Genomic DNA, 12838 nt, shown 5'->3' on the forward strand with positions numbered 1-12838 from the left:
ATGTTGAGAAGCTTCGATCTCGTGCTGATCGGCGTCATGACGGCAACGGCTGTTGTGACCTATTCGATCAAGCATCGCGCCGATGAGAAACTTGAAGAGGTCCGGCGTCTCGAAACCGAGATCAGGCTCGAGAAAGATACGATAGATCTCTTGAGGGCTGACTGGGCGCTTTTGACTCAGCCAAACCGTCTTCACCGGCTGATCGGCGTCTATGGCACCGAGCTCGGCCTTGGCGCGACCGATACGACGCAACTCGCCATGCCCAAGGAATTGCCGATGATGAAGTCGCGTCTGCCGCAGCCCGAGACCACCATCGAGGACATCATTTCCGGCAAGGACAGTGAAGTCGCAGCGGCGCTGAAGGGCGTCGAGGCTGCAAAGTCCAGGCCTCCGTCCAAGATACCGGTGCCGAAAAACCGTGGTGCTTCCACTCTTGATGTTCATTCAACCGGATCGGTGAGACGCTGATGTCCTTCCTGTCACGAATAATGGTTTTGAAGAGCAGGGCGCATTTTTCGGCCGGTGGCCGTGGCCGCCCAACGATGCGCGGCGCGTCCTTTGAAGGTACGCGCAAGCGCAAGTCCGCCCAGGCGAAAAACCGCGTCGGCCTCCTGATCGCCGGCTTTGTCGCGTTCTACGGCGTCATCGGCGGACGTCTCGTGCAATACGGCTTTGCGATGCCGGAGGTAACGTCGAGCATTCTGCCGGCAGACCGGTTCATGGCGTCGCGCCCGGATATTGTCGACCGCAACGGCGAGGTGCTGGCCACCGACATCCGCACCGTCTCGCTGTTTGCCGAGCCGCACAAGATCGTCGACGCCGACGAGGTGATCGAAAAGCTCGCGACCGTGCTGAACGATCTCGACGTGAAGGGCACCTATACGAAGCTTCGCTCCAATTCGCATTTCCAGTGGCTGCGCCGCCAGCTGACCCCGAAGCAGCAGAGCCAGATTCTGGCACTCGGCATCCCGGGTATCGGTTTCCGGCCTGAGAAGCGCCGTTTCTATCCCGGTGGCAGAACTGCTGCGCATCTCGTCGGTTACGTCAATATTGACAACCGCGGCGTCGCCGGAATGGAACGCTACATCGATTCCCAGGGTCTCGCGGACCTTGCGGCCGTCGGCATGACCTCCGATCAGCCGCTTGAGCCGGTCAAGTTGTCGATCGATCTGCGCGTGCAGGCAATCGTTCAGCAGGTCGTTGCCGAATCGATCGGCAAATACTCGGCGATCGGTGCAGGCGCCGTCGTCATCGACGTTCACACCGGTGAAATCCTCGGTATGGCATCCGCACCGGATTTCGATCCGAACGACCCGAACGGCGTGGACGCTGAAAAGGGCTGGATGAACCGCATGTCGAACAGCACGTTCGAAATGGGCTCCACCTTCAAATCCTTCACGCTCGCCATGGGTCTCGATGACGGCAAGATGAACCTGCAGAGCTCGTTCGATGCGCGCTTCCCGATCCGCATCGGCGGTTTCACCATCAAGGACTTCCATGGCAAGGGGCGCGTGTTGAGCGTTCCGGAAATCTTCCAGTATTCTTCGAACATCGGCACGGCGAAGATCGCCGACATGGTCGGCATTGCGGGACACAAGGACTTCCTGACGCGGCTTGGACTTCTCAGCCGGATGAAGACCGAACTGCCGGAGATCGCGATGCCAAGTCAGCCGCGTGAATGGAAGAAGATCAACTCCATCACCATCTCGTTCGGTCACGGCGTGTCGACGACGCCGCTACAGACGGCTGTTGCCGGTGCGGCACTGGTCAACGGCGGCAAGCTCGTTCCGCCGACATTCCTGCCCCGCACCCAGGCGCAGGCCGACGAGATCGCCACCCAGGTCATGAAGCCCACGACCAGCAAGGACATGCGCTTCCTGTTCGAATGGAACGGCATCAACGGATCGGGCCGCAATGCGCGCGTGGCCGGCTTCAATGTGGGCGGCAAGACCGGAACGGCGGACAAGGTCGTCAACGGCCGCTACGCCCACGACAAGAACTTCAACGCGTTTCTGTCTGCCTTCCCGATGGACAATCCGCGCTATGTCGTCCTGTCCTTCAGCGACGAGCCGAAGACCGACAAAGGCAATGGCGCCGCGCTTGCTGCAATGTCCGCAGCACCCATGGTCAAGGAGATCATCGCGCGGTCTGCTCCCATTCTCGGTGTAAAGCCAAAATTCGGCAATGACGGTTCTGCCCTGCTTGTGTCTTATTGAGGATCAAGAACGGACCCTCGATTCGTGAGGGAGCCTGCTGTTAGATGGAAAGATTACCGATGAAACTGCGCGATCTTGCCGGAGACGATTTTCCGGAAGCGGCCGATATCCTGGCTGGACCAGCCGGTGATGTGGATATTCTCGGTCTTTCCTCGGACAGTCGGCAAATCGCCGAGGGCATGCTGTTCGCAGCTCTTGCTGGATCCAAGGCTGACGGGTCGCGCTTTGTCGACGATGCCGCCGCCAAGGGCGCGGTTGTCGCCATCGCGTCCCATCCGGCAGACAGCAGCATCCCGGTTGTGGTCGTGGACAATCCACGCCGCTTTCTAGCAATCGCTGCCGCTCGGCTGTATGGCGCTCAGCCGGAGACGATGGTTGCGGTAACAGGCACTGCCGGCAAGACTTCGGTTGCCTCTTTCACCCGGCAGATCTGGGCCTATGCCGGCCATGCGGCTGCACAGATCGGCACCACGGGCGTCGTCTCGCCTGATCGCAACGACTACGGCTCGCTGACCACGCCTGATCCCGTCGAGCTTCAGAAGCTGCTGGCGGAACTCGCGTCCGAAGGCGTCACCCACGCGGCGATGGAAGCGTCCAGCCACGGTCTCGACCAGAGCCGTCTCGACGGCGTCAAGCTGTCGGCTGTCGGTTTCACCAATCTTGGCCGCGACCATATGGACTACCATCCGACCGTCGAGAGCTACATGGCCGCCAAGATGCGGCTGTTCGATACGCTGGCACCTGCGGGCGCTCCGGCCGTGATCTTTGCCGACGACCGCTGGACTGAAACTGCGATCGAGGTGGCACTTGCTTCAGGCCTCAGCATCCGGACCGTCGGGCGCAAGGGCGGCTATCTCTGCCTGAAGCGTGTCGAACACTTCCGTCACAAGCAGACCGCGGAGATCCATGCGGACGGCAAGATCTATGAGGTCGATATCCCGCTTGCGGGGGACTTCCAGGTCGCCAATGCGCTGGTTGCCGCAGGACTTGCGATGTCGACCGGCGTTCCGGCCGCGGTCGCCATGGCGGCGCTTGAAAAGCTCGTCGGCGCATCCGGCCGGCTCGAGCTTGTCGGCCAGACGAAGGATGGCGCGCTTGCCTATGTGGATTACGCCCACAAGCCCGATGCGCTCGAGAACGTTCTGAGCTCCGTGCGTCCGTTCACCACCGGCCGCGTGGTCGTTGTGTTCGGCTGCGGCGGAGATCGCGACAAGGGCAAGCGTCCGATCATGGGAGAGATTGCCACCCGCCTTGCGGACGTGGTGATCGTCACCGACGACAATCCTCGCTCCGAGGAGCCGGCCACGATCCGCTCCGAGATCATGGCGGCAGCGCCGGGCGCGGAAGAGATCGCCGACAGGGCAAAGGCAATCCGTCACGCGGTCGGACTGCTCAAAACTGGCGATACGCTGATCGTTGCCGGCAAGGGGCATGAGGAAGGACAGACGGTTGGGGCAACGACATTGCCGTTCTCCGATCATGTCGAAGTGCGCAAGGCATTGCAGGACCTGGCGGAGGGCGTAGCATCGTGAGCTTTCTTTGGACCTCGCAGGAAATGGCCACCGTCATGGACGGCCGGCCGATCGGGCAGATGCCGGAAGGCGTCACCGGTCTTTCGATCGACAGCCGCGGAATCACCGAGGGTGAAGCGTTTTTCGCCATCAAGGGTGACCGGGTCGACGGGCATGACTATGCCAGCATGGCGATTGCCAACGGTGCATCGCTGATCGTCGTTTCAGAAGCGAAGCTGCCGGCAATGGGCCGTCTGACGATCCCGATGATCGTCGTCGAGGACGTGCTGGCCGCACTCGTCAAGCTCGGGATCGCGGCACGTGACCGCAGTCGCGCCCGTATCGTTGCCGTGACCGGTTCGGTCGGCAAGACGACGACCAAGGAAATGCTGCGGCATGCGCTTGCCCCGTCCGGCAAGGTGCATGCGGCCGTGGCCTCGTTCAACAATCACTGGGGCGTCCCGCTGACGCTTGCGCGCATGCCGTCCGATACGGATTTCGGCGTGTTCGAGATCGGCATGAACCATGCCGACGAAATCCGGCCGCTGGTCAAAATGGTGCGCCCGCATGTGGCGATCATCACGACGATTGCGGCCGCCCATCTCGGGCATTTCAACAGTCTCGAAGAGATCGCGGCTGCCAAAGCCGAGATCCTTGAGGGTATCGAGCCCGGCGGGGCTGCCATCCTCAACCACGACAATGCACAGTTTGCGCTGCTGGAAGAGAAAGCCCACGAGTTGGGCGTCAGCCATGTCATGACCTTCGGCCAGCATGCAAAGGCCGACTATCGCCTTGCCGATTTCGAGGGCAATGCCGAGAGCTCCGTTATCTGGGCCGTTCTCAATGGCGAGACGAAGGAGTTTGTGATCGGCGCACCTGGCCGCCACATCGCCGAAAATGCCATGGCAGTTTTAGGAGCGGCGCTTCTCCTCGGTGCCGATATGGGCTCGGTGGGGCAGGCGCTGGCCGAACTCAAGGCCGTCAAGGGCAGGGGACAGCGCCATCGTCTCGGTATTGGCGAAGGCCATCTGACGCTGATCGACGAGAGCTACAACGCTAATCCTGCCTCGGTTCGGGCCGCGATCTCCCTGCTCTCAGCGACAGCACCGGAACTGACCGGTCGCCGTATTGCCGTCCTCGGCGACATGCTGGAAATGGGCGAGTTCTCGGCCCAGGTGCACGAAGAGCTGGGCGGGCCATTGCTCGCCTCCGGGATCGAGCACGTCTGGCTCGCCGGCAAGGAAATGGCCGCTCTGCGGGATGCGCTGCCTGATAGTGTCGACGTACAGTATTTCGAAACGACGGACGCACTGACTGAATACGTCGTGCGCTCCGTCATTCCCGGCGACGTGCTGATGGTGAAGTCGTCACTTGGGCTTGGTTTCGGCAAGATCGTTGCCGCGCTGCTTGACAACTACCCGGCTTTTTCCGACACGGACCGCCAACCTTAAGACGACGCGGCTTTTTTGAAAGGGCCCTTTATGCTGATCTGGCTCGTGGAACTGGCAGACAAGATTCAGTTCTTCAACCTGTTCCGATACATCACGTTCAGGACGGGAGCAGCGCTCTTCACCTCGGCGTTCATCGTCTTCATGTTCGGGCCACGGATGATCAATTCACTCCGAATCCGTCAGGGCAAGGGTCAGCCGATCCGCGCTGACGGACCGCAGACCCATTTCAAGAAGGCCGGTACGCCGACCATGGGCGGGTTGATGATTCTCGCCGGCATCGTCGGCGGATCGCTGCTCTGGGCCGATCTTTCCAACATCTACGTGGTCGCCACGCTGCTCGTGACGCTCGGATTCGGCGCGATCGGTTTTTACGACGACTATCTCAAGGTCACCAAGCAGACCGACAAGGGCTTTTCCGGCAAGGCGCGCCTCGGCATCGAGTTCCTCATCGCCGGCATCGCCGTGTTCTTCATGATGCGACTAGCGATGGTGACGGAGCCTGCGGGAAACCCGCATCTGGCAACCTCGGTCGCCTTTCCCTTCGCCAAGGATTTCCTGATCAATATCGGCTATTTCTTCATCCTGTTCGGTGGCTTCGTCATCGTCGGCGCCGGCAATGCGGTCAACCTGACTGACGGTCTCGACGGGTTGGCGATCGTGCCGGTCATGATTGCCGCCGCGTCGTTCGGAGTGATTGCCTATCTGGTCGGTAACGCCGTCTTTGCAGGCTATCTGCAGATCAATTTTGTTCCCGGAACCGGTGAGCTCGCCGTCATCATGGGCGCGGTGATCGGGGCTGGCCTCGGCTTTCTCTGGTTCAACGCCCCGCCGGCTGCGATCTTCATGGGCGATACCGGTTCGCTGGCACTCGGCGGCCTGATCGGTTCGGTTGCCGTCGCCACCAAGCATGAGATCGTCATGGCGATCATCGGCGGCCTGTTCGTGATGGAAACGATGTCCGTGATCATTCAGGTCGGCTTCTTCAAGATGACCGGCCGGCGTGTGTTCCTGATGGCGCCGATCCATCACCATTTCGAAAAGCTCGGCTGGACCGAAAGCCAGGTCGTGATCCGGTTCTGGATCATCGCCGTCGGCCTCGCGATGCTCGGCCTCTCGACCCTCAAGCTGCGGTGATCCGATGATCCCGGTCACGACGTTCAGCGGAAAACGTGTCGCACTATTCGGTCTCGGTGGTTCGGGGCTGGCGACCGCGCAGGCGCTGGTTGCCGGCGGTGCTACGGTTCTCGCCTGGGACGACAACCCTGATAGCGTCGCCAAGGCAAACGCTGCAGGCATCGAAACGGCGGACTTGAGAACCATCGACTGGAGCGCGCAGGCGGCGTTCGTGTTGTCGCCGGGTGTTCCGCTGACCCATCCAAAGCCGCATTGGAGTGCCGATCTGGCGCGTGCTGCGGGCGTCGAGATCATCGGCGATGTGGAGCTTTTCGTGCGCGAGCGCCGGGCGCATGCGCCGGATTGCCCGTTCATCGCCATCACCGGCACCAACGGCAAGTCGACCACGACTGCGCTGATTGCGCATATTCTGCGCTCAAGCGGGCGCGACACGCAGCTGGGCGGCAATATCGGGACGGCGATCCTGACGCTCGATCCGCCGAAGGCCGAACGCTATTACGTCGTCGAATGCTCGTCCTACCAGATCGATCTGGCGCCCACGCTCAATCCGACTGCCGGCATATTGCTCAACCTCACGCCTGATCATCTCGACCGTCACGGCACGATGCAGCATTATGCCGACATCAAGGAGCGACTGGTTGCTGGGGCGAAGACCGCCGTCATCGGCGTCGACGACAGCTATTCGACGCTGATCGCCGACCGGGTCGAGCGCACAGGCGTCAAGGTTCGGCGCATTTCCAAGCGCAATGCGGTCGCCGATGGTATCTATGCCGAGACAACCCGGCTCGTTGAGATGAATGGTGGCGTTTCGTCTGCGCTTGTCGACCTCGATGGCATCCCGACGTTGAAGGGCAGCCACAACGCTCAGAACGCGGCAGCCGCGATTGCAGCCTGCTTGGCGGTCGGCGTGTCTGCCGATGACATCCGCGCCGGTCTGCGGTCATTCCCGGGCCTCAAGCACCGCATGCAGCCGGTCGGGAGACGGGACCATGTTGTTTTCGTCAATGATTCGAAGGCGACGAACGCCGAAGCCGCGGCCCCTGCGCTTTCCAGCTACGATCGGATCTACTGGATTGCGGGCGGTCTTCCCAAGGAAGGCGGCATCGCAAGCCTCGCACCACTCTTCCAGAATATAACAAAAGTCTATTTGATCGGAGAAGCGGCACCGGCATTCGCAGCAACTCTTGGAGACACGGTCCCTTACGAGATTTCGGGCACGCTCGAACGGGCCGTTACCCATGCAGCCGCAGATGCGGCAGCCGACACTGTTTCGTCGGCAGTGATGTTGTCGCCGGCATGCGCCAGCTTTGATCAGTTTAAGAATTTCGAAGTGCGCGGCGATGCGTTTGTCGCACTCGTCGCAGCTCTCGACAGTGTGGACATGCTGGTCGATACCGGAAAAGGAAACTGAATATGGTAAGCCGCGCAGACCGTGGACCGCTCGCAGACTGGTTCTGGACGATCGACCGTTTTTTCCTGGCGGCCTTTATCATGCTGATGGGCATCGGGTTCATGTTGTCGTTTGCGGCATCGCCAGCCGTTGCCCAGCGCATTGGTCTCTCAGACTTTCACTTCGTCGAACGCCATGCGGTTTTCCTCATTCCGTCGCTCGCCATCATGATCGGCCTGTCGTTCCTGACCCCGCGTCAGGTACGAAGGACCGCAATCGTGCTTCTTGCTCTTTCGCTGGCCGCGATGGTTCTGGCGTTGTTCTTCGGCGTCGAGGTCAAGGGGGCGCGGCGCTGGATCGGGGTCGGCGCGCTGTCCATTCAGCCGTCCGAATTCATGAAGCCCGCCTTCGTGGTGGTCTGCGCCTGGCTGTTTTCGGAGCATGCACGGCAGCCTGAAATTCCGGGCAATCTCTTCGCCATCATCCTGTTCGGCATCGTCGCGGCCCTTCTTGTCGCGCAGCCCGACCTTGGGCAGACGATCCTGACCAGCATCGTGTGGGGCGGCATGTTCTTCATGGCCGGCATGCCGTGGCTCTGGATCGTTCTGCTCGGCGGTGTCGGTGTCGGCGGTCTTCTTGCGGCCTATTACATGCTGCCGCACGTGACGGCGCGTTTCGACAAGTTCCTGACCGGCGAAGGCGACCGCTTCCAGGTGGAAACCGCGCATGAGGCAATCGTGCGGGGCAACTGGTTCGGTCAGGGACCGGGCGAGGGCATCGTCAAGCGGATCCTGCCCGACAGTCACACCGACTTTGTGTTCTCCGTCGCGGCCGAGGAATTCGGCATTATCTTCTGCATGGCGCTCGTCGCAATCTTCGCCTTCATCGTGCTGCGCGGCCTCAAGCATGCCTTCAACGAGCGCAACGACTTCAACCGCTTTGCCGTCGCCGGTCTGGTGCTGCAGATCGGTATACAGTCGATGATCAACATCGGCGTCAATCTCGAGTTGATGCCGGCAAAGGGAATGACGCTTCCGTTGATCTCCTATGGCGGATCGTCGATGATCGCCATATGTGTGACAGCTGGTTTTATTCTGGCACTCACACGTCACCGGCCGGAACGGCGCGCGCAGGAACGCAGCTTGTTCCGCGTCGCGTCCGGAGTTCCCGCGGAGTAGGTATATGAGCAAGGGCATTATTCTGTTAGCCGCCGGGGGAACCGGCGGTCATCTTTTTCCTGCGGAAGCATTGGGTCACGAGCTGAAAGCACGTGGCTTTTCCGTGCATCTGGTGACCGACAGCCGCGCCGAGCGTTTCGCGGGCAAGTTTCCGGCGGATGAGATTCATGTCGTACCGTCGGCGACGTTCGGTTCGAAAAATCCGATCGCGATGGCGCGGACTGCCTGGAAGCTCTGGACCGGTCTTCGCGCCGCGCGCAAGCTGATATCGCGTTTGCGGCCGATCGCGGTCGTCGGCTTCGGTGGCTATCCAACAGTCCCGCCACTGATGGCCTCGACCGGCATGGGTGTGCCGACGATCATCCACGAGCAAAATGCGGTGATGGGCCGCGCCAACAAGGCGCTGGCTTCGAGGGTGCAGGCGATCGCTGGCGGGTTTCTTCCCGAAACGACCGGGACATACGCGGCAAAGACCGTAACGACCGGCAATCCGGTGCGTCCCGCGGTTCTGGAAGCCGCAAACGTGCCCTACGTCGCGTCGCGGGGAACTGATCCGTTCCGGCTCGTCGTGTTCGGTGGTAGCCAGGGCGCTCAGTTCTTCTCGTCTGCCGTGCCCACAGCCTTGAGCCTTCTCGATCAATCCGAGCGGGACAGGCTGGTTGTTACACAGCAGGCACGCCCCGAGGATCAGGGCCGTGTCGGCTCGTGCTTCGGCAAGCTGAATTCAAAGGTAGAAATCTCGCCGTTCTTCCCCGATATGGCCGAGCGTCTTGCGGCGGCGCATCTCGTGGTGTGCCGCTCGGGTGCATCGACGGTATCGGAGATCTCGGTGATCGGCAGACCGGCCATTCTGGTGCCCTATCCCTATGCTCTGGATCACGACCAAGCGGCCAATGCGGCGGCGCTCGTTGCGACCGGCGGAGCCGAGGTCGTGGCGCAGTCCGAGCTTTCGCCGGAACGCCTCTCGGCGATGATATCGTCTGCCATGAATGAGCCGGAGCGGCTGGAACAGACGGCGGCAGCCGCCAAGCGGGCAGGTCGGCCCAATGCGGCGATCGCACTCGCAGACCTCGTCACCGCGGTTGCTGAACGTAAAAATATTGCAGAATTCAAGGGAGTACGGGCATGAAGATGCCGAAGGCTATTGGCCTCGTTCATTTCATCGGCATCGGCGGGATCGGCATGAGCGGTATCGCCGAAGTGCTGCACAATCTCGGCCACAACGTTCAGGGCTCCGACCAGGCCGATAGCGCCAACGTGCAGCGCCTGCGCGACAAGGGTATCCCGGTTTTCGTTGGCCATACCGCCGAAAACCTCGGCGATGCGGAAGTCGTGGTCGTTTCGACGGCGATCAAGAAGAACAACCCGGAACTGGTTGCTGCGCGCGAAAAATCGCTGCCGATCGTCCGGCGCGCGGAAATGCTGGCGGAGCTGATGCGCTTCCGCAACGCGATCGCGATCGGCGGCACGCACGGCAAGACCACCACGACTTCGATGGTCGCGGCGTTGCTCGAAGCCGGCAATCTCGATCCGACGGTCATCAACGGCGGCATCATCAATGCCTACGGCACCAACGCCCGCATGGGCGAGGGCGAGTGGATGGTGGTGGAGGCCGACGAATCGGACGGTACCTTCCTAAAACTGCCCGCTGACGTCGCGGTTGTGACCAATATCGATCCGGAGCATCTCGACCACTACGGCAATTTCGACGCGGTGCGGGCGGCCTTCCGGCAATTCGTCGAGAACGTGCCGTTCTACGGCTTCGGCATTCTCTGCCTCGATCACCCGGAAGTGCAGGCGCTGGTCGGCAAGATCGAGGACCGCAAGGTCGTCACCTATGGCGAGAACCCGCAGGCCGATGCGCGGTTTTCGAACATCCGCATGGAGGGCACCAAGTCGATCTTCGACGTGGAAATCCGTCGCCGTCGCACCGGCCGGATCTTCACCTTCAAGGATCTAGTGTTGCCGATGCCAGGCCGCCACAACATCTCCAACGCAACGGCAGCGATTGCCGTCGCCAACCGTCTCGGGATATCGGAAGAGAATATCCGCAAGGGGCTTGCGAATTTCTCGGGCGTCAAGCGCCGCTTCACGCTGACCGGCACTGTCGACGGCGTTTCCATCTTCGACGATTACGGTCACCATCCGGTCGAGATCAAGGCCGTGCTGAAGGCAGCGCGCGAGGCATGCCAGGGGCGCGTCATCGCCGTCCACCAGCCGCACCGTTTCTCCCGGTTGTCGAGCCTGTTTGACGATTTTGCGAATTGTTTTAACGATGCCGACAGTATCATCCTTGCGCCGGTCTATGCGGCGGGAGAAGATCCGATCGAAGGGGTCAATTCAGAATCGCTGGTGTCGCGGATCAAATCGAGCGGCCACCGCGATGCACGTTACATGACCTCTCCGAGCGAACTGGCGTCGATCGTCTCCGGCATTGCGAAGCCGGGGGATTTCGTGGTGCTTCTGGGGGCAGGCAACATCACGCAATGGGCTGCGTCGTTGCCGAAGGAACTTGAGAGATTTTCGGGACAGTAGAATGAAACAAGTGAATGGGGAAAAGCTGCTGACGTCACTCGGGGACGGCGTCAAGAACCTGCGTGGTCGTCTGACGCCGAATGCACCGATGGACCGTGTCACGTGGTTCCAGGCGGGCGGACTTGCCGAGCTGATGTTCCAGCCGCATGACGCCGAGGATCTCGCGACTTTCCTCAAGATGCTGCCGCAAGACGTTCCGCTTACGGTCGTCGGCGTCGGCTCCAATCTGCTGGTGCGCGATGGCGGTATTCCGGGCGTCGTGGTCCGTCTCTCTGCCAAGGGGTTCGGCCAGCTCGATCTCATGGGTGACAACCGGATCAAGGCCGGTGCGATCTGCCCGGACAAGCACCTCGCTGCGATGGCGATGGACAATGGTATCGGCGGGTTTGCCTTCTACTACGGCATACCGGGTTCGATTGGCGGAGCGCTGCGCATGAATGCCGGCGCCAATGGCGGGGAGACTGCCGAGCGGCTGGTCGAAGTCCATGCCGTCGATCGCCAGGGTCAAGTACATGTGCTTTCCAACGAGGACATGGGCTACAGCTACCGTCATTCGTCGGCGTCCAAGGACCTGATCTTCACCCATGCGGTGTTCGAAGGATATCCGGAGGACCGTGCCAAGATCCGCGCCGACATGGACGCTGTGCGCCAGCACCGCGAGACCGTGCAGCCGGTCAAGGAAAAGACCGGCGGCTCTACCTTCAAGAACCCGGAAGGCCATTCCGCCTGGAGCCTTATCGACGAGGCCGGCGGCCGCGGCCTGATGAACGGCGGCGCCCAGATGTCGTCGCTGCATTGCAATTTCATGATCAATATCGGCCATGCCACCGGCTATGATCTCGAATATCTCGGCGAGATGGTGCGCCAGCGCGTGTTCGACAAATCGGGCATCAAGCTGGAATGGGAGATCAAGCGCCTCGGCATCTTCATGCCGGGCCGGGAAGTGCGACCCTTCCAGGGTACGACGACGGAGTAGCTATAACTAGTCCTTCTTCAAGGATGGGCGAATGACGCTGATACACAACGAGCGAACCAAACTTCTGGCGAATTCGCTGGACAGGCTTTCCACGGCTTGTGTGGCGGCAGGTTTCATAGCTCCGGCTGTCTCGCTTTCCAACGGAGCAGCGTCGGCTGGTATTTCGCTGTCTATCGCCCTTTCGACGCTGGCTTGGATTTCCGGCGGTTTGCTACTACATTGGGGTGCAAGACGTGCTCTTGGAGAGTTGATCTCATGAACGCACCCACTTTCTTCTTCCTGTATGTCCTGCCCTTTGTGATCGCTGGGGCGGGTTGGGTTGCCGTCTTGCTTGCGGAGCGAAGCAGCCGTCGCAAGCACCGGCTACATCCAGGAGAGTGACAGTTCACACAAAAAAGCCCGCGAAGTCATAGACTTCACGGGCTTTTTTGTCAGTTTGATTCCGCC

The 12838-nt window shown here is 61.0% G+C and carries 11 protein-coding genes; all 11 read left to right on the forward strand.

The features are described 5' to 3' along the window. The 11 genes from ASG19_RS10445 to ASG19_RS23520 are packed head-to-tail and all read left to right on the forward strand — an operon-like array spanning position 1 to position 12650. Positions 1 to 468 carry a hypothetical protein gene (locus ASG19_RS10445; protein WP_062456155.1) on the forward strand — a complete coding sequence of 156 codons (468 nt, stop codon included), beginning with the start codon at positions 1 to 3 and terminating at the stop codon, positions 466 to 468. Continuing rightward, a complete protein-coding gene (locus ASG19_RS10450; protein WP_062456158.1) occupies positions 468 to 2216 on the forward strand; it encodes a penicillin-binding protein 2 in 1749 nt (582 codons plus the stop codon). Before ASG19_RS10445 ends, ASG19_RS10450 begins: the two co-directional genes overlap by 1 nt. A gap of 59 nt (positions 2217 to 2275) precedes the next feature. Beyond that, positions 2276 to 3748: a UDP-N-acetylmuramoyl-L-alanyl-D-glutamate--2,6-diaminopimelate ligase gene (locus ASG19_RS10455; protein WP_062456161.1), complete on the forward strand. Its 1473-nt coding sequence runs from the start codon at positions 2276 to 2278 to the stop codon at positions 3746 to 3748. Then, complete coding sequence (locus ASG19_RS10460; RefSeq protein WP_062456163.1) at positions 3745 to 5178, forward strand: UDP-N-acetylmuramoylalanyl-D-glutamyl-2,6-diaminopimelate--D-alanyl-D-alanine ligase; 1434 nt, start codon at positions 3745 to 3747, stop codon at positions 5176 to 5178. The genes ASG19_RS10455 and ASG19_RS10460 overlap by 4 nt, the downstream gene beginning before the upstream one ends. A gap of 30 nt (positions 5179 to 5208) precedes the next feature. Beyond that, the gene (gene mraY, locus ASG19_RS10465; protein ID WP_062456167.1) at positions 5209 to 6312 is read left to right on the forward strand and encodes a phospho-N-acetylmuramoyl-pentapeptide-transferase; all 1104 of its coding nucleotides are present in this window, start codon (positions 5209 to 5211) and stop codon (positions 6310 to 6312) included. Between the two features lie 4 nt (positions 6313 to 6316). Next, positions 6317 to 7723 carry a UDP-N-acetylmuramoyl-L-alanine--D-glutamate ligase gene (gene murD, locus ASG19_RS10470; protein ID WP_062456170.1) on the forward strand — a complete coding sequence of 469 codons (1407 nt, stop codon included), beginning with the start codon at positions 6317 to 6319 and terminating at the stop codon, positions 7721 to 7723. A gap of 2 nt (positions 7724 to 7725) precedes the next feature. Next, on the forward strand, positions 7726 to 8880 hold the full coding sequence (ftsW, locus tag ASG19_RS10475) for a putative lipid II flippase FtsW (protein WP_062456173.1): 1155 nt from the start codon (positions 7726 to 7728) through the stop codon (positions 8878 to 8880). Between the two features lie 4 nt (positions 8881 to 8884). Next, entirely contained in the window at positions 8885 to 10009 is a 1125-nt protein-coding gene (murG, locus tag ASG19_RS10480; protein ID WP_062456176.1) for an undecaprenyldiphospho-muramoylpentapeptide beta-N-acetylglucosaminyltransferase, read from the forward strand. Beyond that, on the forward strand, positions 10006 to 11415 hold the full coding sequence (murC, locus tag ASG19_RS10485) for a UDP-N-acetylmuramate--L-alanine ligase (RefSeq protein WP_062456179.1): 1410 nt from the start codon (positions 10006 to 10008) through the stop codon (positions 11413 to 11415). The genes murG and murC overlap by 4 nt, the downstream gene beginning before the upstream one ends. A 1-nt stretch (position 11416) precedes the next feature. Next, entirely contained in the window at positions 11417 to 12391 is a 975-nt protein-coding gene (gene murB / locus ASG19_RS10490) for a UDP-N-acetylmuramate dehydrogenase (protein WP_062456182.1), read from the forward strand. A 31-nt stretch (positions 12392 to 12422) separates the two neighbouring features. Next, complete coding sequence (locus tag ASG19_RS23520) at positions 12423 to 12650, forward strand: hypothetical protein (RefSeq protein WP_113167596.1); 228 nt, start codon at positions 12423 to 12425, stop codon at positions 12648 to 12650. Positions 12651 to 12838 lie beyond the last annotated feature (188 nt).

Source organism: Rhizobium sp. Leaf306 (assembly GCF_001423425.1).
Classification (GTDB): domain Bacteria; phylum Pseudomonadota; class Alphaproteobacteria; order Rhizobiales; family Rhizobiaceae; genus Neorhizobium; species Neorhizobium soli.